Annotated in this window: 15 protein-coding genes; 9 read left to right on the forward strand and 6 right to left on the reverse strand. The window is 48.0% G+C overall.

The genetic code is table 11. The features are described 5' to 3' along the window. Positions 1 to 123: 123 nt before the first annotated feature. From gyrA to QGP82_RS28685, 5 genes are all read left to right on the forward strand, one after another. Complete coding sequence (gyrA, locus tag QGP82_RS28665; RefSeq protein ID WP_499061724.1) at positions 124 to 2,841, forward strand: DNA topoisomerase (ATP-hydrolyzing) subunit A; 2,718 nt, start codon at positions 124 to 126, stop codon at positions 2,839 to 2,841. A 310-nt stretch (positions 2,842 to 3,151) separates the two neighbouring features. Next, on the forward strand, positions 3,152 to 4,774 hold the full coding sequence (locus QGP82_RS28670) for a mechanosensitive ion channel (RefSeq protein ID WP_499061725.1): 1,623 nt from the start codon (positions 3,152 to 3,154) through the stop codon (positions 4,772 to 4,774). Positions 4,775 to 4,989: 215 nt separating this feature from the next. Further along, positions 4,990 to 5,196: a hypothetical protein gene (locus QGP82_RS28675; RefSeq protein ID WP_163667274.1), complete on the forward strand. Its 207-nt coding sequence runs from the start codon at positions 4,990 to 4,992 to the stop codon at positions 5,194 to 5,196. Between the two features lie 35 nt (positions 5,197 to 5,231). Then, positions 5,232 to 7,409 carry a polyphosphate kinase 1 gene (gene ppk1 / locus QGP82_RS28680; protein ID WP_163700989.1) on the forward strand — a complete coding sequence of 726 codons (2,178 nt, stop codon included), beginning with the start codon at positions 5,232 to 5,234 and terminating at the stop codon, positions 7,407 to 7,409. 827 nt (positions 7,410 to 8,236) lie between these two features. Beyond that, the gene (locus tag QGP82_RS28685; protein WP_163667279.1) at positions 8,237 to 9,328 is read left to right on the forward strand and encodes a response regulator; all 1,092 of its coding nucleotides are present in this window, start codon (positions 8,237 to 8,239) and stop codon (positions 9,326 to 9,328) included. A 142-nt stretch (positions 9,329 to 9,470) separates the two neighbouring features. On the opposite strand, the gene QGP82_RS28690 is transcribed toward QGP82_RS28685, so the two are convergent. Continuing rightward, positions 9,471 to 10,421, reverse strand: coding sequence for an ion channel (locus QGP82_RS28690; protein WP_250565074.1), 951 nt, complete (start codon positions 10,419 to 10,421; stop codon positions 9,471 to 9,473). A gap of 563 nt (positions 10,422 to 10,984) precedes the next feature. Between QGP82_RS28690 and QGP82_RS28695 the strand changes: the two genes are divergently transcribed. Both QGP82_RS28695 and QGP82_RS28700 read left to right on the forward strand, forming a co-directional pair. Then, a complete protein-coding gene (locus QGP82_RS28695) occupies positions 10,985 to 11,842 on the forward strand; it encodes a peptidoglycan-binding domain-containing protein (protein WP_163667282.1) in 858 nt (285 codons plus the stop codon). Between the two features lie 171 nt (positions 11,843 to 12,013). Beyond that, positions 12,014 to 12,622, forward strand: coding sequence for a peptidoglycan-binding domain-containing protein (locus QGP82_RS28700; protein ID WP_499061726.1), 609 nt, complete (start codon positions 12,014 to 12,016; stop codon positions 12,620 to 12,622). A gap of 30 nt (positions 12,623 to 12,652) precedes the next feature. Here QGP82_RS28700 and QGP82_RS28705 read toward each other — a convergent pair whose 3' ends face one another. Then, on the reverse strand, positions 12,653 to 15,214 hold the full coding sequence (locus QGP82_RS28705; RefSeq protein WP_499061727.1) for a DUF3536 domain-containing protein: 2,562 nt from the start codon (positions 15,212 to 15,214) through the stop codon (positions 12,653 to 12,655). Between the two features lie 435 nt (positions 15,215 to 15,649). Next, entirely contained in the window at positions 15,650 to 16,036 is a 387-nt protein-coding gene (locus QGP82_RS28710; RefSeq protein ID WP_163667291.1) for a Nif11-like leader peptide family natural product precursor, read from the reverse strand. Between the two features lie 568 nt (positions 16,037 to 16,604). On the opposite strand from QGP82_RS28710, the gene QGP82_RS28715 reads away from it, so the two are divergent. Then, the gene (locus QGP82_RS28715; protein ID WP_163667294.1) at positions 16,605 to 17,291 is read left to right on the forward strand and encodes a HEAT repeat domain-containing protein; all 687 of its coding nucleotides are present in this window, start codon (positions 16,605 to 16,607) and stop codon (positions 17,289 to 17,291) included. Positions 17,292 to 17,330: 39 nt separating this feature from the next. On the opposite strand, the gene QGP82_RS28720 is transcribed toward QGP82_RS28715, so the two are convergent. The 3 genes from QGP82_RS28720 to QGP82_RS28730 are packed head-to-tail and all read right to left on the reverse strand — an operon-like array spanning position 17,331 to position 20,337. After that, entirely contained in the window at positions 17,331 to 18,686 is a 1,356-nt protein-coding gene (locus tag QGP82_RS28720) for a cytosine deaminase (RefSeq protein WP_499061728.1), read from the reverse strand. Positions 18,687 to 18,743: 57 nt separating this feature from the next. Next, positions 18,744 to 19,547: an ABC transporter permease subunit gene (locus tag QGP82_RS28725; protein WP_163667301.1), complete on the reverse strand. Its 804-nt coding sequence runs from the start codon at positions 19,545 to 19,547 to the stop codon at positions 18,744 to 18,746. Positions 19,548 to 19,575: 28 nt separating this feature from the next. Beyond that, a complete protein-coding gene (locus QGP82_RS28730; RefSeq protein ID WP_163667304.1) occupies positions 19,576 to 20,337 on the reverse strand; it encodes an ABC transporter ATP-binding protein in 762 nt (253 codons plus the stop codon). Between the two features lie 179 nt (positions 20,338 to 20,516). Between QGP82_RS28730 and QGP82_RS28735 the strand changes: the two genes are divergently transcribed. Beyond that, a complete protein-coding gene (locus QGP82_RS28735) occupies positions 20,517 to 23,189 on the forward strand; it encodes a two-partner secretion domain-containing protein (protein WP_499061729.1) in 2,673 nt (890 codons plus the stop codon). The last annotated feature ends 81 nt before the right edge of the window (positions 23,190 to 23,270 follow it).

Genomic DNA, 23,270 nt, shown 5'->3' on the forward strand with positions numbered 1-23,270 from the left:
CTTAGTGAAAATTTCCCAGGAAAACTTTCCTAAATATCCCTAAATTTGGGACCTTAAAAAACCTGCTAAGAATTTATCAAGTTAGGTATTGTTTTTCCGGCATTTTTGGAGTCTCTTTTCCGTATGAGTAATCCCCAAGAGCGGATTGTATCCACTGATCTGCGCAACGAGATGTCCCGGTCCTACTTAGAATACGCCATGAGCGTCATTGTAGGGCGGGCCTTGCCGGACGCTAGGGATGGTCTAAAGCCCGTACATCGTCGCATTCTCTACGCTATGCACGAATTGGGCTTAACTGCGGATAGACCTTTCCGAAAATGTGCTCGTGTTGTTGGTGAAGTTTTAGGTAAATACCATCCCCACGGTGACACCGCTGTGTACGATGCCCTGGTGCGGATGGCTCAAGACTTTTCCATGCGGGCCCCGTTGATTGATGGCCATGGAAATTTTGGTTCCATCGACAATGATCCGCCAGCGGCCATGCGATATACCGAGTCAAGGTTGCATGCGCTGACCAGTAATGCACTGCTACAAGATATCGAATCCGAGACTGTTGACTTTGCAGATAATTTTGACGGTTCTCAGCAAGAACCCACCGTCATGCCTGCACGGATACCTCAGTTATTGCTAAACGGGTCTTCTGGAATTGCCGTGGGGATGGCGACTAATATTCCTCCCCATAATCTTGGTGAGCTGGTCGATGGCGTGATTGCCCTGATTCAAAATCCTGAAATCACTAGTCAGGAACTGATGCTGAATCATATCCCTGGACCCGATTTCCCCACAGGGGCTCAGATTATTGGCAGCAATGGCATTCGCGATGCTTATTTGACAGGTCGTGGTTCTGTCACCATGCGTGCTGTGGCCACCATTGAGACCATTGAATACCCAGGTCGTCCTGATCGGGAAGCCATTATTGTTACGGAACTGCCCTATCAAACTAACAAGGCTGGTCTGATTGAGAAGATTGCTGAACTCGTTAACGATCGTCGATTAGACGGCATTTCCGATATCCGTGATGAGAGCGATCGCGACGGCATGCGTATCGTCATCGAACTCAAGCGAGACGCCTATCCTAAGGTGGTGCTCAACAATCTCTATAAGCAAACGCCGTTACAGAACAACTTTGGCGTCAACATGTTGGCCTTGGTCAATGGTGAGCCTCAGTTGTTAACACTGCGACAATTTTTAGAGGTCTTTTTAGAGTTTCGAGTAGAGACAATTACCCGACGGACTCGGTATGAGCTACGTAAGGCTGAAGAGAGAGACCATATTTTACAGGGATATCTGATTGCCCTGGATAATCTGGATGCGGTGATTGCGCTGATTCGCCATGCCGCCGATGTGGGCACTGCGAAACAGGAACTAATGGAATCCTATGAGCTATCGTCTGCCCAGGCCGATGCCATCTTGCAGATGCAACTGCGTCGTTTGACCGCATTGGAAGCTGACAAAATTCAACAGGAGCATGAAGCTCTCCAGGAGAAAATCGCCGATTTGCGTGATATTTTGGCTCGTCGTGAACGCATTCTGGCCATTATTGAGGAAGAATTACAGCAGCTGCGTAATAGCCATGCCAATGAACGGCGCACTGTAATTGAAGCAGCTGAAGACGAGCTGACGGATATTTCGTTAATTGCCAATGAGCAGGTTGTCATTCTGGTGACCGAGCAAGGCTACATCAAGCGTATGCCTGTGTCTACATTTGAGGCGCAGAATCGAGCGACTCGTGGTAAGTCAGGTACCCGGATGAAGGACAATGATGCCATTGAACACTTCATTACCTGTTGCACCCACGACCATATGCTGTTCTTTACCGATCGGGGTGTGGCCTATACGCTGCGGGCTTATCAGATTCCGGAGGGGTCTCGAGTAGCACGGGGTAACCCAATTGTGCAAATGTTGCCCATTCCTCGGGAAGAGAAAGTGACGTCAGTGCTGGGTGTGCAAGAGTTTGCCGAAGATGTGTACCTGGTTATGCTCACCCAGGGGGGCTTTATCAAAAAGACGGCCCTATCTGCCTTTGGCAATATTCGGGCCAATGGTCTGATTGCTATTTCTCTAGAAGAGGGCGACCAGCTGCGATGGGTCCGCTTAGCCCGCGCTGAAGACAGCATTATTATTGGTTCTCAGCAGGGGATGACAATTCACTTTAGGGCTGACAACGATCAGCTTAGACCCTTGGGACGCCCCACCCGTGGTGTGAAGTCAATGTCTCTGCGGAATGGTGATCGGCTGATTAGCATGGATATCTTGCCTGCGGCGGTTACCGCTCAGGTGGCAGCGTCTGATGCGGATGCGGATGAGAATGATGAGGCGACTGTGGCCGAAGGAGATTGTGGTCCCTGGGTATTGATTATTGCGGCTGGTGGCTTGGGTAAACGGGTGCCTGTGGATAATTTCCGCCTGCAAAATCGGGCTGGTATGGGCTTGGTGGGTATGAAATTCCGCAAGGAAAATGATGAGCTAGTCGCCCTTCGAATTGTAAACTCCAAGGATGAGCTCATGTTAGTTACCCAACGCGGCATCATCATTCGTCAGGCAATTGATGCCATTTCAATCCAGTCAAGAATGGCAACGGGCGTGCAACTGCAGCGTTTGGATGGCGATGATGCGATCGCGGCGGTAGCTGTTGTGCCTGAGCTAGAGATTGCGGATGATGTCACAGAGGCTGTGATCGCAGAAGATGACGTCCCAGAGGCTGTGATCACAGCGGAGGTTCAAACGGATGAGTCCCCCGAGCCTGGAGATGAGTCTGTAGCTGATGCGGCTGTTAACGATGAATTAGAAGATGCTAATGGCGATGACGCATCTGGTGATGACGCATCTGGTGATGAATAGTCTGAGGAGTCAGTGTCTGGGGATCAGCAATGCCCGGAATAGCCCATGGACTGAGTAGTCTTCTGCATACGTGAAGTAGCAAAAAATGCCTAAAATCGGCTAATTGTTGCTTGACAACCCCAGGAAATCATGAATTATGGGCGGTTGTACCTAGAAATACAGGGGATTTATTACAAAGTCTGCTATTAATGTAGCTTCCGGGAAAAAAAATTGATATTAGGCGCTAACCTATGGGCAAACATGATTTTTTTTGCCCATAGGTTAGCGCCATGTTCGGCACATGTAGATGTTCAGTAGGCAATAGAGAACAATGACTCAACTCCACGGGGTGGTTGGGTTTGACTGGTTAAGTTTGAACCCTACATTCAATCTTGCTCAGACAAATTCGATTACTGAATTTACGAGTAGCATTAGTAATCAGCTGGGTACGTTTTTGCCTGGTTTGTTCGGTGCATTCTTGCTTTTAATTGTGGGCCTGGTGGTTGCCACAATTGCGAAAGCATTTGTTAAGTTTTTGCTCAGTAAAACAAATCTCGACAATCAGCTAGCTAGTAAGGCTGGGTTAGGGAATGATGTCTCTGTCGAGAGCACGGTCGGTAGCGTCGTGTTCTGGGTGGTGATGCTTTTCTTCTTGATCGCCATTTTGAATGCGCTCAAATTGGATTCGGTTTCACAGCCCATTAGCGGTTTATTGCAAACTGTCTTTGAGTATGTGCCTCGTCTTGCAGGTGCAGCTGTCATCCTATTTGTTACTTGGGTGATTGCTAAGGTAGTTAAGTCCGCTGTTGTTAACGGTCTTGGTCGCTTTAACCTGGATGAGCGGTTGTCTGAACAGACGGGCGTTGATTCTGAAGGCAATTCTTTCCAGGTAAATGACACCCTAGGGAATGTCGTTTACTGGTTTATTTTCCTCCTATCTTTGCCGCTGGTACTGAGTGCTCTACAGCTGCCCGGTTTATTAGGTCCTGTTGAAGAGCTGCTCAGCAATTTCCTATCGGCCATTCCTCAGATCATTACCGCCGGTATTGTCTTTGGCATTGGTTGGTTGGTTGCCAATATTGTTAAAGGAATCGTCACCAATCTGCTGATGGCAACGGGAGCTGATAACTTTGGCGCTCGTTTTGGTCTGGCCTCTCGCCCTGATGATGGCACGTCTATTTCTAGCCTGGCGGGTGTTTTGGTTTACACCTTGATCTTGATCCCAGCTGCGATCGCAGCCCTAAATGAGCTTAACATTGAGGCAATTTCTGGGCCTGCCGTGGAGATGTTGGAGCGAGTGCTCTTTATCATTCCTCAGGTACTTGCTGCTGGTGTAGTATTGGTGGTCTTCTACTTCATTGGTCAATTTGTGTCCGATTTAGTGGTGGGTTTACTATCGGGTATCGGCTTTGACAATGTTACTAGCCTGCTTGGTTTCCCTGAACTCACTGAGACTGAACCTGAAGTGTCTACCTTGGCTGAAGGTGAGCCCATGCCTGCCGTAGAGCCACCTCAAAAAACCCCTTCTGAGATTGTTGGGATAATTGCTCTAGTGGGCATTGTTCTACTCGGTGCAGTGACTGCTACTGAAATTCTTGGTTTTCCCGTTCTAACTGAAATTGTTAGCAATATTCTGGCCGTCTCAGCCCGAGTGCTAACCGGTGTTCTTATCTTTGCCGTTGGCCTATATGCGGCGAACTTAGCCTTCCGTTTGGTTAGCGGTATGGGCATGTCTTCGTCGAATACCCTGGCCCAGACTGCTCGGATTGCCATTATTGCTTTAGTTGGCTCGATGGCTCTACAGCACATTGGTTTGGCCACTAGCATCGTTAATCTGGCCTTTGGTTTATTGTTGGGGGCTGTGGCTGTGGCAATTGCGATCGCCTTTGGTTTGGGTGGACGTGATGTGGCTGCTGAAAACCTGCGTGATTGGGTAAATACCCTGAAGCGTTAATCTGCTCAGGGATACAAGCATCCAAAATACTTGATAGGATGCTAACTTAATTAAAAACCCGCAGAGAGAAGCTAAAGTGCTTCCCCTTCTGCGGGTTTACTCATTAGGACGGTTCACCATAACGAGTCTGGATTTTTCAGTAAGGTAAAGATGGTGTGAAAAAAATATACCTCTGTCAGTGACCTTACCTTACTATTTGCGAGGGCAACAATCCTATGAACAGCCATGAGTTAGCAAAATATATTGAAGCAACTGACGGTATGAGTAAACCTTGGCTGCTTATACAATTACGGCTCAAAAAGCTTCAAGAACGTCGTCATGAGCTATCGGCGGATGACTATGCTAAGCAGGTGGCAGATATCCATGACGACCTCATGAAATTGGGCGAGTGGTGGGTCGGTCGTGAGCGTGATGTTTTCTAGAACAAGTCAGAAATAGACTAGGGATATCTACAAAAATGTTGGATAAAAGCGCTGAGAAAACGGCACCTAAGAGGTCGAAAGATGATGATGTTAATGGCCAAGCTAAAGCAGTATCCTCTGATATTGACTTAACCTCGCCTAACTATTACATCAGTCGAGAATTAAGCTGGCTCTCGTTCAATGAACGAGTGCTCCACGAAGCGCTAGATCCACGTACACCCATGCTAGAGCGGCTAAAGTTCTTAGCGATTTTTAGCAATAATCTAGACGAATTTTTTATGGTGCGCGTGGCGGGGATCAAAAAACAAATTGAAGCCCAGGTCAGTCGTCGTACTGCTGATGGTCGTACCCCTATGGAACATCTGCAAGCCATTGGCAGTAAGCTCAGGCCAACATTTGCTCGGCAACAAGATTGCTTTTTGCAAGTCAGAACTCAGCTCCATGAACACGGCATCTATCTGCTGGACTATGACGATCTCAGCAGCAAGCAAGTGGCTTACCTACAAGCCTATTTCGAAGATCAGATATTTCCGGTATTGACACCACTGGCCGTAGATCCGGGCCATCCCTTTCCCTATATTTCTAATCTGAGTCTCAATCTAGCGGTTGTGGTGCGGGAGGCAGATTCTGAAGAAACTCACTTTGCCCGGATCAAAGTACCTAGGGTTTTACCAAGATTTATCCAACTGCCTAAGTCACAACAACCGAAGGGCGCACTCTGGGCTGCTATACCCCTAGAACAAGTGATTGGCCAAAACCTCGCGTTCCTTTTCCCTGGCATGGTAATCGAAGACTATTACACGTTTCGCATTACCCGTAATGCCGATTTGTTCGTGGAAGAGGATGATGCTGATGATTTAATGTTGGCGCTGGAGCAAGAACTGCGTAAGCGTCGTCTGGGAGGTTCCTTAGTACGTATAGAACTCCAGGTAAATACGTCTCCTGAGGTACGTGCCACCTTGCTTTCAGAGATGGATTTGACCGAGGACGATATTTATGACGTCGAAGGTCTTATTGGTCTAGGTGATTTGATGAAATTAATTGGATTACCTCTGCCAGAGTTGAAAGATCCTGACTGGAATGCTGTGATTCCTTTGCCATGGCACCGCATCAACCATGATGAGACCGACGGTGAAGGCGATGATGTATTTTCAATTATTCGCCGTCGCGATCGTCTAGTTCATCATCCCTATACTTCATTTGCGGCCACCGTTCAGCAATTTATTACTCAGGCGGCAACTGATCCGGATGTGCTAACGATTAAAATGACGCTTTATCGCACATCCGGAGATTCTCCCATAATCAATGCGCTGATTTCAGCAGCTGAAAATGGGAAACAAGTTGTTGCCTTAGTAGAGCTAAAAGCTCGTTTTGATGAAGAAAACAACATTAACTGGGCTCGTACCCTAGAAAAAGCGGGAGTACATGTGGTTTATGGGCTCTTAGGTCTGAAAACCCACACTAAAGTTGCCCTTGTTGTGCGTAAAGAACACGATGGCATCCGTCGTTATGTTCATATCGGCACTGGCAATTACAACCCTAAGACCGCCCGGATGTACACAGATCTGGGCCTGCTGAGCTGTAGTGAAGATCTGGGTGCAGACTTAACCGATCTCTTTAACTACCTGACGGGATACTCGCGACAAAAAGCGTATCGTCAGCTGCTGATTGCACCCATTACTTTGCGAGAGCGCATGCTGGCATTAATTCATCAGGAAACTGCCCATGGTGATAAGGGGCGCATCATTGCCAAGATGAATTCTCTTGTAGACCCCGGTATTATCCAGGCTCTCTACCAGGCATCTCAAACGGGGGTAAGTATCGACCTGATTGTGCGGGGTGTCTGTTGTTTAACGCCTGGTGTCAAAGCTGTGAGCGAAAATATTCGAGTCATTAGTATTATTGGACGATTTTTAGAGCACTCTCGTATTTTTTACTTTCAGAATGATGGCAATGAGCAGTTTTACATTGGTAGTGCCGATTGGATGCCCCGCAACTTAGATCGCCGAGTTGAAGCTGTGACACCGATTCTAGCCCCGCATTTACGCCGAGAGCTGAGCAATATTTTGGATATTTGTCTTGCCGACAATCGTCAGGCTTGGGAGATGCAGTCAGACGGGACCTATGTGCAGCGTCAGCCGCAACCCAAGGAGGTAGAAAAGAGTACCCATCAATGTTTGATGGAGCAGGCTAGAGGTGTCAAGGTCTACTAAGATTCTCTGCGGAGTTGTTCTCCTTGGTCAAATATACCGATGTTTGTGAGACAGTTCGGCGGACACTTTCATGGCTGTTGAAGGAATATGTCCATGACACCTTGCTAGAAATGCACTTTTATCAGCAAAAGTGCGTATAAATATGGACTGAAAAGACCTGGTTGGTGGCTGGGTATTCTGTTAGAAAAGAGCCATCTACCTACGTATGTTTGGAAGTCTGTATATGAGGTTTACTGTAATTTTAAGGAACCGTTCAAATGCCTGAGCCTTCTAAAAACTAAGTCTTACATTGGATGTGATCTAAGCATGGCATCATTAAAAATACGATTTACGTACATATCCGGAAGGTGCATCAATTGAAACATCAAATTTTAAAATTTGATTTATATAAACTGCTAAGGCAAAACATATAAACTTTCGACCAGTTCCTACGAAAATACTTGCATTTCTAAAACAGTTGATTGAAATTAGTCAACATAACCGTGAAATGAATCGTTCAAGCTTGTGTTCTTCGATTGTCGTTAAGTTCAATTTGAAAGAAACTCTAGGAAAATACAGATTCTGTGCCTGGATCAGCTTGAGCTTAATTTCAATATAGGTGTATCTACTTAGTTGTTAATTACTTCTCATCTTTATTTATATCAAGAGAGTGCAAGGCAATTAATTTCTTTTTAATTGCTTGGATAACGACACCAGGAAGAGACTGCAATTTCGATATTGTCACGACTGTATCGAATCTGTTTCCACTAGTCCTTAAGTCATCATCCATCGCTGCTCTATCTGATTTTTACCCCTTCGAATACCGTTCTTTGACCGGAACTCTTCCCATGGTTTTAGCAGGCACTATTACACAAAAAACATTACATCCGCTCACGTTGCTAGCTCAGCTTGTCGGGCGTCAAGTGAGTGGCGAACTCTTGGTGGTTTCCAATGATGTTCGTTGGTCTCTATGGCTACAGCGGGGTAAGCTCCTGTTTGCAACGAGTTCTCAGAATGGATTCGATGCACTGAGATTTGAAGGACGCCAGCTGTTTCCTGACGCAATTTCCGATTTGGTTCTAGCCCAGCTGCAGCTCTACCATCGGCAATATACGCACCAGGGCAATGATTTGACTGCTGACTATCGAGCTATTCGTTGGCTCGTAGAGCAAGAGCACATCACTTTTGACCAAGCAGGGCAGTTTATTCGTGCTTTGGCAGTGACTACAGTCACATCGCTACTAAGGGTTAGCCGAGGCAGCTATGAGGTTAATAACTTTAGCAATATTGTTGATTACCCAGCTTTTTGTACGCTAGATATTCGTACATTGGTTGAGCAATGTCATCAAGAGGCAGAAACCTTTTCATCCAAGCGGAATACGCCACCTCCTGTTAAACAACAGGAGGTCGTTATGCCTGAGCCAGGAAACGTTATTGATCAACTGGTTCAGCCAAAGAGTGATATTGATACCCTGCTCAATCAGGCGTCGTCTTCCAGCACATTTGGGTCCTCTTTACAGGTACTGAGCCCTGATACGTTTAATCCTGCTCAAATGGTTGCAGGGGGTGGATCTCCTTCGTATCAGCTCGTTTGTATTGATTCTGATAGCCAATCCTTGCGGGAGCTGAGAGAGTTTCTAGAAGACACGGTCTTTTCCATTACATCAGTGGATGACGTGGCTACAGCCGTAGCAGACCTGGCAAAGTGTCAGCCTGATTTGATTATGCTGACCACCGCGATGGAAGGTTTGGACGGATTTGACCTATGCTCTCACCTGCGTCGGCATCCCCAGTATAAGGATGTACCGATTATTCTGATGGCTAGGAAAGCCAACCTTATTGGCCGTATTCGCGCCAAACTGTGTGGTGCTTCCTTTTATATCAGTAAGCCTATCAATCGTACAAAGCTGATGGTGAAGCTTTTCACCCTGCTGGTTTAGGCAAAAGCGTTGTAATGGAACCATAAGGGGGTCCCAGGTTAAAAATCAGAGTATTAAGGCCAGAGGGCATCAACAACAATGATGTCCTCTGGCCCTTTACTGTGAGGGGGCAAATCTTCAGGTATCAGGGGCACCTATTGGTTTAATGGGATGTCCAGCTGGTGAGTTGCTCTTGAGGATTTCGATGGGCTGTACTATGTTGTTCCACGGGCTCAATCGAGTGAAAATGATTGTAGTCCACGACAGAGCGACCTTTATCATTGGTTGAAATAATATCTACGAACTTATGATTCCAGTAGATGTCGTATGCACTGAAAGAGTGGCGTGCGTGGATTGTCTGGGATAAAGTTTCATCTAAACCGGTGAGGGTAACAATAATCTCAGCTCGGTTTTGGCGTAATGTTTCTGGGGTTTCACCATAGAATGGGCTATCGCTGGTCAGGCGGTGCATGGCGGTCCAGGAGAGGCTAAATACGGGTGTATGGGAACGGACCAGGGGGAGATCGTGGAAGCGGCGAATGTACTCACCTTCTTCAGTGGTTTCATCCCGAACGAGGGTAACCCACAGCTGCGCCTCTAGTATGTAGTTACGGCGCTCATTGGCAGTGCGAAACATCAATGTGGGGACGCCATTAAAGGGGGCTACCACTGCGACACGACTATATAGAATTCGAGCGGTGGGCAGGGAGAAGCGGGCAAATACCAGCCCCGTAGTGACCGCGATGAAAAACACACCAAAAATTGCCTCGATCACCACTAGCCAGTGGGTGTATGTACTGGTGGGGTACATGGCACCGTAGCCGATGGAGGCCATGGTCTGAACGCTGAAGAAAAATAAGTCCTGAAAGTGACCATCTCGAATGTTTGCGATCGCATTCGCATCCAGACCATAGGCCATGGCAAACAGACTATTCACCAGTAGATAGCAACCGCTGACCAGCATGATAAAAGCCGGCCAGGAAATGGTCAGTAAGATGTGATAGAGGTCTCCCCAATGGGAATGGGTTACCCCAATCCGCTCAATATTGGGGTAACGTTGTTCTCGGTACAGCAGTAGCCGTCTTGAGGCACGACGAAGTCGAGGTTTTAGCATACGGTCTTAGCGAGATAGGACTAGGAGGACATCAGGATTTGTTACAGCCAGATACGACAAACATAGGGCATGGGACAACTACAGCCACATGTCGCAGGTTGAACAATATGGGTTAGCCCTATTTGCTGTAAGAATGCCAGGCTGGAACCAGGTTTTATTAGAGGTAACAGCTGGAAAATATGAGCATTGATGGCAAGCGCTTAAGCCAATTAAAATAGCTCAATCCGGAATGTGTTACAAATTTTCACGCTTTGTTTCCGCTTATTGTAGCTAAAACCGATTGCTTTCCCAGTATTCGTTTATCGATTGGTTCTAATCTTAGGACAAAACACCTGAAACCATAGGTGGGTGTCCAAGGATCACGCCAAGGCAAAGTTGCCCCCATACCAGCTTTAAATAGCTGATATTTTTACGTAATTATGCGTGCTGATATTGACGAAGGCTTATATTCCTTAGGCAGGTGATTTAATAGACATATCGCGCATATCGGAGAAAATCTGGGCGTAATTTCACTTAGCCGGATGTTGTATTTGTTAGAAATGATGACATTAGGACAACAAGCCATGAGCGTTTCGGTTTTTTTGCCCACCATTCGTCATACTGCTCGCCTCAGTGTCAAGCTGCTTGTGGGTGTCTGGTTGTTAAGCTGTGTGCCTGCTATGGCGCAGATTCCAACCCGATTTGATGGGTCTGTTTTAATTGCCCAAAGTCGGCTCCGTCTTCGGGAAGGCGATCGGGGCCCTGCTGTGCTAGAGCTACAGCGACAGCTAGACAGTATCGGGTTGTTTCCTGTTGCCATCAATGGCGTATATGGTCCAGCCACTACCCAAGCAGTACGACAGTTCCAACGTATTCGCCGTCTCGATGTGACCGGCATTGCTGATGCGGAAACCTTAGATTTGCTCGGGGTTGACCTGTCGCGTTTACCTGTCGGCCTATCCCATCCTGTGCACGGGGCAATTAGTTCTGATCGCATTACGCCTGCTTCCAGTCGAGACGATGTGCGAATTCTACAGCGAGTACTCAGAACCTTTGGCTTCAATCTGGAGGCAGATGGTGTTTATGGCGCTCAGACTGAGCAAGCGATCAGAACCTACGAGCGAACAGCAGATCTACCGGTTGATGGCATTGCCGATCGAACCACCTTGATCGATATGGGATTTAGCGCCGGTACTACTGGGGACAGCTCTATTCGTGATGCTGACAGTAGTCGGTCTCCTCGGGGACGTTATGTTGCCGCGATTATTGCCGGTCCATCTCAGCTAAGTAAGGTTCAAGAAGATTTTCCCAATGCCACGGTGGAGCGGAATAATCTAGGCGAATATATCAGCATTGGACGCTTTTTCGACCAGTCCGATGCTGGTACTTGGGCTGATTTCGCCAGTGACCTTGGTTATGACGCACGGGTGCTGCGGGATTAAATGGGAGTGATTGCCACGCTAATCAGTACAATTTCGGTGATCATCCGCTAATATATACGCCATCCAGCTGAGCGGGACTGATATCCACTGAGCTGGCATGAGCGTATATGGCTGAGCAGCTGTTTGTACGCTGAGTTAGCATCTGTCGCATTATAGTCAGGGATTATTGTGATGCCTAAGTTACTGACAGCTGTCGTCGTTAGCAGTATTTTTCTACTTCTAGGGTCGTCTGGTAATGCTCAGCAGCGCTTACCACCCCCACCAGGACCACCGCCACTGCCTAGTCCTAGTGGGGTGCCTCGGTCCGTGACGACACCTTCCCTTGGGCCGGGTGATTCGGGCGAGGCCGTCGCTGCATTGCAACAAGCTTTGAATCGTAACGGGATTGAAACAGGTCCGGTCGATGGTGCCTATGGCCCCATGACCCAGGCTGCTGTGGCAGAGTTTCAGCAGCTGTACGATTTGCCGGTGACCGGTGTGGCTGGCCCACAAACCCTCGATATCCTGGGGCTCAACCCCAATACAGTTGATGTGGTCGTAGAAGATGGTCGCAATGGCGGCAATGAGCAGGGAGATGATACGCCCTATGTGGCTGCCGTTATCGAGTCACGTAGAAAGTTAGGACAAGTTCAACAATCCTTTGGCAATGCCACCATAGACTATGTACGTCAGGGTGAGTTTATTAACATTGGGCGTTATGGCAGTCATGCTGATGCGGTTGCCCGAGTGCGGGAAGCTCGCCGATTAGGATTTGAAGCTCGCGTGCTTTATCAGCGATAAAGGCTGGGTAAGCTCCCTCCGGGCTTGATTCTACGCTGATTCTACGATGCCCAGTGCCTGTCCTAGGCTGGGTATGGACGGGCATTGTTGTACGTAGTTGTAATACACCTCCTGGGATCGCTCTAAATTGAGATTGAGTCCCAAGTTAGTTCCCAAGACAATTAATCGTTTAATGCCTTGAATAGCAATTGGATTGACGGCGAGGGTACAGGCTTGATGCGTCGCATCAGTTTCAATCTGCAATGTTTGACGTAGAGCTTGTAAGATTAAGCCCTCTAAAATCGGTGTCGCTTGGGGTAGGGTGAGGTGACATCGCAAATGATTGGCTTCAATAGCGATACCCTCTAGCTCCCCTAGATAGCCTGTGCTGATGGCTAAAATGTGTTCGTCAATATCACTAAGGTCTTGTTCTAAACGTCGTAAAACGTCGATAACACGGTGGCTAAGGGTGATTTCGGCAGCTACCTGTAGTTCTCGGGGAACATCCATGCTTTCTCGATGAAAAGCCATGAGCACGCCATAGTTTTCCCGATAAATTTGGGTATACAGCTGGTTAAGCTGATCCAAGGTATTTTGGCTCAGCAGCTGCATAATGTGCTGTCGTTCTTCACTAAACAGCTGTTGTAAGTTAAAGGTGTACTCTCCAAACTGAGTCTGGATGGCATCAATTGTCTGGACAATGCTGCCCTGGGCAAAAATTCTGAGTACGGCTTCTTTAGCCCGGGCATAGGCAATTCGATTTTTGAAGGGGCGAATGCCACACAGGAATTCTTGGCCCCCTAGATGACATACGGCAAAGGTATAACAGCCCTTTGCCTGGGTGATTTCTGACACAATGGTCACCTGACCCAGGGCTAGGGTGAGGGCTCCCATGGTCTGTTTTTGATAGTCCTGGTGCGTTAGCGTATGGCAGTACAGACGCTGTTCGCGGTGATAGGTGTGAAACAAGGAGGACATTGCGTAGTGGGCCACCACCTGCTCGACACTGATGCGGGCAGGGCGTACCTGGGCTCGATAAACCCCAGCACCATCCCTAAATAGGGGGATATTACTGGGGGCCAGGGCTAGCTTGGCAATAAAGTCTTCTTCTAGCGACTCACCGCAGATTTCTTCCGCTAGTTCAATGGCACGGGCTGCGTAACGGAGCACCTGGGTGCCTTCTGGACGGGAAATTTCTTCAAAGAACCAACCACAGCTGGTATACATCAGCATGGCATGGCGCTGCATCTCTAAGAGAGACAAAGCATCTGTGCGTTCAACCTGTGTCAGCTCATGGTGCTGATGTTTGGCGAAAAATTGTTCGATGGTGAGGGGGGTGCGATCGCAAATAATATTGATATAGCTATCCCGTGCCGCCCAAGCATCCTTAAACAGATCTTCCCCAGTAATTTCGTAAATCTCGATCAGCTCATCCCTCAGCCAATCTAAGGCCTGACGCAATGGGGCACGCCACTGTTGGTGCCACTCACCACCGCCACCGCAGCCACAGTCACTTTGCCAGCGCTCTACACCGTGGGCACAGCTCCAAGCCGTGACCGGTTTCAGTTCCAACTCCCAGGTGGGGGGAAATAGGCTGAGATACCGGGCATAGCTAATGACATTCCAACCCCGATCCATAAACTCATGTTGCAGAGCATAGGCTAAGGCACGTTCTGCCCCACCACGGTGGTGACCAAAGGTTTCTCCATCGGTGGCGACGGAAATTAACTGAGCCCCTTTGCGCTCGCCACGGATAGCCTGGCCGATGCGGTCAGCAAAGGACTGGGACGATTGCAAAATATCACTAAAGCCCATGTCCCCAGAAATCGGCCCGTCGTAGACAAAAATATCAATGTAGTTTTGCCCTGCCGGTAAACCTGGCACAAAACAGCGATAGGGACGGGTGGGATCAATCTGGCCGCCACCCACCTGATGCCATTCTCCGGTGGCCTGATCCCCAGTTGCCATCTGACGGCAACGCTGTACCTGGGACGGAGCCACAATGGTGAACTTAATGCCCTCTTGGATTAAGACCCGCAGTGTATCTTGGTCAATCGCTGTCTCCGCCAGCCACATGCCTTCGGGATCACGATTAAATCGCTTACGAAAATCTGCAATGCCCCATCGCACCTGGGTGAGCTTGTCACGCTCGTTGGCCAGGGGCAGAATGATGTGGTTATAGACTTGGGCAATGGCATTACCGTGGCCGTTATTGCGATCGCAACTGCGTTTATCAGCAGCCAAAATTTGTCGGTATGTTTCAATATCGTGGCGAGCTAGCCAGCTCATCAGCGTAGGGCCAATATTAAAACTAATAAACTCATAGTTGTTGATAATTTGCAGTATCTGGCCCTGGTGATCCATGATGCGGGCAAATGCATTAGGGCGATAGGACTCACGCAAAATCCGTTCATTCCAATCATGGAAAGGGGCTGCACCTGACTGTCGCTCAACTACTTCTAGTGAGGGATTCTCTCGAGGCGGCTGATAAAAGTGCCCATGAACACATACATATACTTCAGACGAGGGCACCTCAGATGAAAGTACCTCAGACGACGGCATCAACCCTTGATTATCAGAGAATGATGTCGTCACAGAATGGGAATTAACCATGTTATGTGACACTGCACTATAGACAAAAATCTTCTAAAAAGAGACTGGCGATAGACTTTCCCTGGGATTCACCATATCCAGAGTGATTAGCCTTGAAAACTCAGCCTACATACACTAGCTAGAGTAATCGCCTGCTACGATATCAGGACCATGTATAGTCCAATGACACTCTAACGAAGGTAGGATTTCTGATCCAGCGTCGTTACGTTTCTCAAGGCAGTGTTACGTAAAAAAATATTCTCTATGCCTAATTTTTTCTGTTGTTCATTTTGTTGTGACGACATAACACTTTTTTCATGAGAGTGAGAATTGTTTAGGCATTATTGAGGCTACATGACGGTTCCATTCCTTATTTAAACCAATAAAGAAACCTGAGCTTTCAACCGTTGCTTTTGAAAACCCAGGCGATTTGGACAGTGCTGATGGGATGCATCGTTAAGACAGATGTACACCCAAGTAAGTTTTAGATAGATAGTTGGCAAGACGCTTCACGTTATTCTGCACGGCTGGGCGTACACTTTCTCCTGATCTGATCCCTAGAAAATTGGCAAAATCTTCATCAGACAGGGTGCCATTTTGATGCTGTCTAAATGCATCAATAACTGACAGTAGCTCATCGTTAGAAAACTGGTAGCCCATGGATGCGGCTAATTCAATCACTTTAGGAGCCCGCTGGCTAAGGGCTAACGATTCTTCGGGATCAAGGTTGACGCTGGAACTAATGTCGCCGTCCCCGCAGCCAAGCAATTGCTCAAGCTGCTTCTGGAGTGCGGTATTGCCAGCGGTTTTCTGCATAAACTGCAGAACATTATGGGTAGTCATGGTTAGCATTAGGGTAGGTTGTTCAATTGATCTAGTGAAAAGTCCCCCACGAGTTAATACTCCAAAAGGTCTATTCACATCACTAGCTATAACAACTCTGCCCCGCAGCTAATGTTAACAAAAACAGAAATTTTACCGAGCACCGCCAGAACGTGTACGTCTTGGCTTGCCATTGGGCGCAGGAGCAAAGCGATGGCGGTTACGACGTTTGTTACGTTTGTTGTGAGCCAAATAAGCCATGGTGCAGAGTCCTTTAACTAATATTACAGGTGCTGTCAGAAAGCCAATGGCCAACGTGGGTATAAAACGCTGGTTGTGATTTCTCTGTATTGGTTTCTTCAGAGACCCTGTTCGGAATTCCGCACTTTTCTAATCAAATTCCCCTTAACCTTAAACAGTGAACTCGCTGCTTCACCCTAATATTTTTTTAGGATATGTAGGTGTGCATTGGGCTCACCGCAGCCCTATAAAATGTGATGGGATCAAACCCAGTGCCTAGCATTAATGGTTCCACACACTTAAAATCCTATCTATAATTAATTTCGTATAAGACCCTACTAACGATGTCATGCTCGATCTCGTCGTTCTTGCTGAGAAACTTAAAACTGGCGATCTCAAAGATAAAAAGCTATCGCTGGCAGCTTTGCGAGACGTACCGGGGCCGGATGCATTAGAGCTGATTAAGTTGGTTCTGGATGATGATAATCAGCAGGTTCGCTCAATGGCAATTTTTGCGTTGGGTGTGAAGCAGACTGACGAAAGTTTTCCCCTTTTAGTCAAAATCTTAGAGTCTGATCCAGACTATGGAATCCGTGCAGATGCCGCAGGTGCCTTGGGCTATTTGGAAGATCCCCGCGCATTTGAACCCCTGATTCATTCGTTCTATGAAGACACCGATTGGCTGGTACGTTTTAGTGCAGCGGTATCCTTGGGCAATCTCAAAGATCCCCGTGCCCATGATGCTTTGATTCAGGCTCTCCACAGTCCAGAGGTGATTTTGCAGCAAGCGGCCATTGCTGCCTTTGGTGAAATCGGTGACCTGGAAGCCCTGGATGAAATTTTGGCGTTTGCTCAATCCGACGATTGGCTCGTACGCCAGCGATTAGCCGAAGCCTTAGGCAATATGCCTAGCGAGAAGGGGACATCAGCCTTACGATATTTGGCCAAGGATAGCCATCCGCAAGTGGCTGAAGCAGCAGAAATTTCATTAGATCGTCTAGCTGGACGTATTGTGGGCTTGGAAGGCCGCATCTAGATTCGACGTTGAGCCTAGTTATGCTCATGTTGGTCATGCTCATGTGAACAAGGTATCTAGCTCGCTGTAGTCGGGTAACGTTGTATCAATTTGTTTCCCTTGGTGGAGTACTACTCGATCCCACTGGGCCCTGGCTACTAATTCATTCAACGTCCGGGCCTTAAAGCAAATTAGACTGGCCCAATTGCCGGGGGCTAACGTTCCCATATTGGCTAGACCCATGAGTTGGGCAGGGCGACTGGCTAGACTTTTGGGCCAGTGGGTAAATGGACGATCGAGGTGACCAATGCGAGCTGATTGTTTAAACACCTCTAACCCATCATGATCGCCATAGGCATAGAACGGATCTCGGCAGTTATCGCTAGCAAGTGCTACGGGTATGCCGTAGTGATGCAGTTCATGCAGGATGGTCACCCCACGGTAGCGAGGCGTGTAAGCAGGCCGGCGATCTTGCAGATACAGATTACACATGGGCAGGCTAACAATGCCGATATTGGCAGCTTTGACCAGTGAGAGGGTTTTTTCGACGACTTCAGGGGGCTGAACCGATAGGCTACAGCAGTGACCACAGGTAATTGAGCCTTGAAAGTCATGGCGTAATGCGGCTTCTGCCACATAGCGCAGGGTTATATCCTCTGGGTCGAGGCTTTCATCTGTATGGAAATCGAGATTTAAACCATAGCGTTGGGCCAGGGTAAAGACCTGATCTAATTGGGCGATGATGTCTTTATTCATGTAGGCTACGCCGCCGAGGATGCCGCCAAAATTGGCCACTAGCTGAGCTAAAGGCTCACCGTCGGGGGTAAGGAAATAATCGAGGGATACGAGGCAGACAGCTTGTAAGGTGAGCCGATCGCTCCACTGACGTCGCAGCTGGTCAAATACGGTGAAATTGGTTTTGCCCAGGGGACCAAAGCTGTCTAAATGGGTGCGAATAGCCTGGGTGCCGTGGGCATAGCTGCACTTCAAACCAAATTCCATGCGCTGATACAGTTCGTCAGGGTGCCAGTTGCCATGGTCCTGTCGTACAGTTTCTAGGGCTCCCATAAATGTGCCGTTGGGGTTAGGGCAGCGTGGCCAGATATGTCCCTTGTCCAAATGGGTGTGCATATCAACAAAGCCAGGCCAAATTAAACCTTGTTGTAGATCTACTTGTCGTTCTATGGTCGGTTGGGGGGATAAATCTGCTGTGCCCGTTGGCCTGATACTTGCGATCGCTCCCCCCCGCACCTCGACATCCACTGCCACTAGGTCTTCTTGATGCGGCACTGCCTGTAAAGATGGCATCGGCTTGAGGTCCGTATCATTCTCCAAAAAACAAGCGGGTATTCGACCATTGGCTAACCAATAATGGTCTTCATCAGGAATAGCAATAAATCCAGTTTTAGGCATCATTCCGTATTCCGGTCTCCACTCCCTATTCCCCATTTTCAGTAGCTAATGTCGTTTACGTTAATTTTCGCGCCGAACCGCGCTCTCATGCCAATGCCGGAGCAGGCGATCAGACAGAACCGTTAACCCAACAAAAATAGCCACCCCTAGCACTGTCGTCATTAACAGAGCGGCAAACATGCGAGGAATTTGCAGGTTAAAGCTAGAAATTAGGATTTGATAGGCAATGCCAGAACGGCTACCGCCAGTGCCCGCCACAAATTCAGCGACGACTGCCCCAATTAGGGCGAGACCGCCGCTGATGCGCAAACCCCCTAGAAAATAGGGTAAAGCACTGGGTAAACGCAGATGAATTAGGGTTTGCCAGCGAGATGCTCCATAGATTTCAAACAGATTCTGGAGGTTGTGGTCAGCGCTGTTGAGACCCAGGGTGGTGTTGGACACAATGGGAAAAAAGGCCACAATCCAGGCGCATACCACCAGGGCCATAAAGGTGTTGTTTTGTAGCCAAATAATAATTAGGGGTGCGATCGCAACAATTGGCGTTGTCTGCAAGATCACCGCATAGGGAAAAAAACTGCGCTCTACCCACTTGCTTTGGGCAAATAAAACAGAAATCAACAAGCCTGAAATCACAGCAGCTAAAAAAGCCATCACGGTGATTTGAACTGTGATCAACAGTGATGGGAACAAATCTCCCCATTCTTCTATGAGAGTTTTGATCACTAGCCCTGGCCCTGGTAAGAGATAGGGTGGAGTATGGGTGGCGCGGACAAAAATATCCCAACCAATGACGGCTGTAATGCCTACCAATGCTGGAGCTAGCCAATTCCACACAGCTGCTGGTTTTCTCTGCTTAAACACCTGTTTTTGATTCCCTCTCTGATGTACGCTATCCTACACTCACACCTTCTTCTTGCGATAGAGCGGCCATAATCTCGCGACAATAATGATTAAACTGTGACGATGTGCGAAACGAATCTGTTCTGGGATAGGCTGCTTCAATGGGAATATCTGCCACAATTCGTCCAGGGCAAGCGGCCATAACGATAACCCGTGTGGAGAGATAGACTGCTTCATAAATATTGTGGGTGACAAATAAGACGGTCCAATGTTTGGCTTCCCATAGATGCAGCAGGTCACTGTTCAAACGGCTACGGGTCATTTCATCCAGGGCACCAAAGGGTTCATCCATTAGCAGTATTTGAGGTTTAGTGATCAGTGCTCGGGCAATGGATACGCGCATTTTCATCCCCCCTGATAGCTGGCGAGGATATCTGTGTTCGCAGCCGCAGAGGTCAACGGTGTTGATGGTTTCTTGAATGCTTGCCCGCACAGAACGTAATGACTGCCCCTTTAGCTTGAGAGGGAGATGAATATTGTCCACAACGCTGGCCCAGGGCATGAGGGCGGGATCTTGAAATACAAAGGCTAGATGCCGCTGCTGGCTAGGGTCTTGCCAGTCTATAATGCCGCCTGTGGGGGCACCCAACCCGGCCACTAAACGCAGCACGGTGCTTTTTCCACAGCCCGATGGCCCCACCAGGCTAATGAATTCCCCCGGTTTGACATCTAGATTGAGCCCCTGCAAAGCGACTGTACCGTTTTGATAAACTTTATCGATATCCTTAAGGGAGAGCAGGGAGGCCGGCATAGGGGTTGTCGTGAATCGTCGAATTCTAGGGTAACGGCTTTGGTGCGATCGCATCGCTATTTTTGCTACTCTACAGAGGGAATGGGTGCAAACTTGAACCCTAGCCCCTGATTAATCATTGAGACAGCGGGTATTATGGGCCTAGAATTAAGCTGCTATATGGGTACTGACCTGTAGATATGAGCAATGGACTATTTGCCTGGCGTGTGGGTTTGCTGGGTATGCTCGGGTTTTTGGTATATGTTAGTCCTAGCTATGGCCAAAACGTAGTTTCCGATGGAACGGTGGGTACGACCGTTTCAGGCAATGCTTCTTTTATAGTCACTGGAGGTAGCCAGCAACTGACCACACTGTTCCATAGTTTTCAAGAATTTTCACCGAATACAGCTGATGTTCTATTTCAGTTAGATGGCACTCAGAGTACTGTAGATGTTGTTATTAGTCGCGTAACCGGTACAAATCTCTCTTTAATAGATGGACGATTACAGCTAACTGGTGGTAACAATCCGGATTTCTTTCTGATTAATCCCAACGGCATTACCTTTGGCGCTAATGTCGATTTGTTGTTGCCAGGCTCATTTTTTGCCAGTACAGCAGAAAGTGTTTTATTCAATGGTGGTCTGAGTTTTAGCAGCCGTGAGCCTGGAGATGCTCCTTTGTTGTCAATGAGTGTGCCAGTAGGCCTACAGTTTGGAACTGTTGCCAGGCCAATTACTGTGGAGCAAGGAAGTCTCATGGTTAATCCAGGAGAATCCCTAGGATTTTTAGGGGGAGATCTTCAGTTTACAGAAAGTATCTTGAGTGCCCCTGAAGGCATGTTATCTCTAGGTAGCGTAGCCTCCGGTAGTCAAGTTGGTCTGGATTTAGATACTTTTTTGCTGGCCTACACCCAAGCAAACTCTTTTCAGGATATTACCCTCGACCAAGGCACCGATGCTGATGTCAGTGGTGATGGCGGTGGTAGATTCCAAATACAGGGGCGTAATGTGAGGTTACTTGGTAATGCTACTTTGGAAGCCTCTAATCTGGGACCAATCGATGGTGGAACGGTGACCATTCGAGCGTCTGAACAGTTAGAGGTGACGGGTACAAATAGCCGTGATATTACCAGTGCTATCTTCGTGAATGTTTTTGATGGGGGACGAGGTAACCATTTGGTACTTGATGTCAGCCAGTTATTACTGAGTCAAGCCGCCTGGATCATCACCGATACTGAGGCTTCAGGTGTTAGTGGGGGTATGACCATCAACGCAAACGAGATTTTTCTTTTGGGTAATCCTGACGGAAATGAAGCTGCAACTGTTCTTAGTTCAGGCACGTTTGGCACTGGACGAGGAGGAGACATTGAAATTACTGCTGAGCAATTAATTGCTCAGGGTATTTCACGGTTGACTAATGATGTGTTTGGAGTAGGCTCTGATGCTGGAAATGGGGGTGATTTAAAACTGAATGTTGGATCTTTAGTCCTACGTGATGGAGCCCAGATAGGCACAGGGCCGCTTCAAGGGGCAGGTGGTGATGCTGGTGAGTTAGTCGTGGTGGCAACAGACTTCGTGGAAATCACTGGATTTAACACATCTGTAGCGGGACCTTTGTCAAGTGGTCTATTTTCTACGGCTGAACCTGACTCCACTGGTAATGCTGGCAACTTGAGTATCACCACGCCGCGATTAAGTGTTGTGCAGGGGGGTAAAGTCGCTGTCAACACAGTTGGAGATGGGGATGGGGGAAATATTACTATTCGAGCAGATGAAATAGACGTTGCTGATCCGATTATAGATTTTACTGGGGCAGTCAGTGGTTTAGTGGCCAATGCAGTGACTGGTTCGACGGGCAATGGTGGGTCGTTAGATATTGAAGCAAATCGCTTAACTGTGTATAACGGTGGGCAAATTACAGCGTCTACGGATGGAACTGGTAATGCAGGAAGCGTAACGATTCGTGCCGATGACATTGAGGTCATAGGACAATCGACAAATGATTTCCTGGGTAGCGCCATTATGTCTGGTTCGAGAACCAGTGCCGATGCGGGTTCAGTTAATCTCATCGGTAACCAGATTACGGTTCGTGATGGGGGCAGTGTCTCAGTCAATAGTCTTGATGGCGGTGCTGCGGGTAACTTAACGATTTCTACTGAGAGACTCTCTCTGAACAATGGCACCCTTCAAGCTAAGGTAACTGGAGGTAATGAAGGGGATCTCAACATCATGGCAACTGACGTTATCTTGCTGCGTCAGAATAGTCAAATTATTACCAGTGCCACGGGCATGGCAACCGGGGGAAACATTACCCTAACGGCTCCCGTGATAGTTGGTTTAGAGAACAGTGACATTGTTGCCAATGCAGTATTTGGGAGTGGTGGCAACATTGATATTACGACCAAGGGGCTGTTTGGGTTAGTGTTCCGTGGGCAACTCACCCCAAATAACGACATTACCGCAAGTTCTGAGTTTGGTCTTAGTGGTACGGTTGCCATTAGTAACTTTGATGTCCAACCAGATGCCGGTTTGGTAGAATTGCCTGCAAGCTTGGCTGATACGAGTAACCAGGTTGCTCAAGGATGTACGGGGGGGAGTAATCGGTTTGTTGCCACGGGGCGAGGGGGCGTTCCTGTGGTTCCGACTGAGAATATGAGTCAAGCTCTCAGCTGGACTGATACCCGCGACCTCACTGCTTTTCTCAACCCCACCCAGGGTGACGTGCAGGTTGAGGTACCGGATGTGTCCACTGATGCGACATTAGCGGAGGCCAATGTCTGGTACAAGAATGAGCTGGGTCAAGTTGAGCTAGTTACAGCTAATGCCACTGTTCCACCCAATTTCAGGGCTACCTGTTCATTATCGCCTCGTTAAATTATGGGAGAAAAAGGATGCTTTTATCTGCTTAACGCTATTGTTGCTTTAGGAAAATTCTGGTTGCATTAGGGCAAAAGT

It is taken from the genome of Leptothoe sp. LEGE 181152 (assembly GCF_032906605.1).
Taxonomy (GTDB): Bacteria; Cyanobacteriota; Cyanobacteriia; order Phormidesmidales; family Phormidesmidaceae; genus Leptothoe; species Leptothoe turfae.

Coding starts and splice junctions, on each gene's coding strand:
- gyrA (WP_499061724.1), top strand. CDS start 124: ATGAGTAATCCCCAAGAGCGGATTGTATCCACTGATCTGCGCAACGAG.
- QGP82_RS28670 (WP_499061725.1), top strand. CDS start 3,152: ATGACTCAACTCCACGGGGTGGTTGGGTTTGACTGGTTAAGTTTGAAC.
- QGP82_RS28675 (WP_163667274.1), top strand. CDS start 4,990: ATGAACAGCCATGAGTTAGCAAAATATATTGAAGCAACTGACGGTATG.
- ppk1 (WP_163700989.1), top strand. CDS start 5,232: ATGTTGGATAAAAGCGCTGAGAAAACGGCACCTAAGAGGTCGAAAGAT.
- QGP82_RS28685 (WP_163667279.1), top strand. CDS start 8,237: ATGGTTTTAGCAGGCACTATTACACAAAAAACATTACATCCGCTCACG.
- QGP82_RS28690 (WP_250565074.1), bottom strand. CDS start 10,421: ATGCTAAAACCTCGACTTCGTCGTGCCTCAAGACGGCTACTGCTGTAC.
- QGP82_RS28695 (WP_163667282.1), top strand. CDS start 10,985: ATGAGCGTTTCGGTTTTTTTGCCCACCATTCGTCATACTGCTCGCCTC.
- QGP82_RS28700 (WP_499061726.1), top strand. CDS start 12,014: ATGCCTAAGTTACTGACAGCTGTCGTCGTTAGCAGTATTTTTCTACTT.
- QGP82_RS28705 (WP_499061727.1), bottom strand. CDS start 15,214: ATGGTTAATTCCCATTCTGTGACGACATCATTCTCTGATAATCAAGGG.
- QGP82_RS28710 (WP_163667291.1), bottom strand. CDS start 16,036: ATGACTACCCATAATGTTCTGCAGTTTATGCAGAAAACCGCTGGCAAT.
- QGP82_RS28715 (WP_163667294.1), top strand. CDS start 16,605: ATGCTCGATCTCGTCGTTCTTGCTGAGAAACTTAAAACTGGCGATCTC.
- QGP82_RS28720 (WP_499061728.1), bottom strand. CDS start 18,686: ATGATGCCTAAAACTGGATTTATTGCTATTCCTGATGAAGACCATTAT.
- QGP82_RS28730 (WP_163667304.1), bottom strand. CDS start 20,337: ATGCCGGCCTCCCTGCTCTCCCTTAAGGATATCGATAAAGTTTATCAA.
- QGP82_RS28735 (WP_499061729.1), top strand. CDS start 20,517: ATGAGCAATGGACTATTTGCCTGGCGTGTGGGTTTGCTGGGTATGCTC.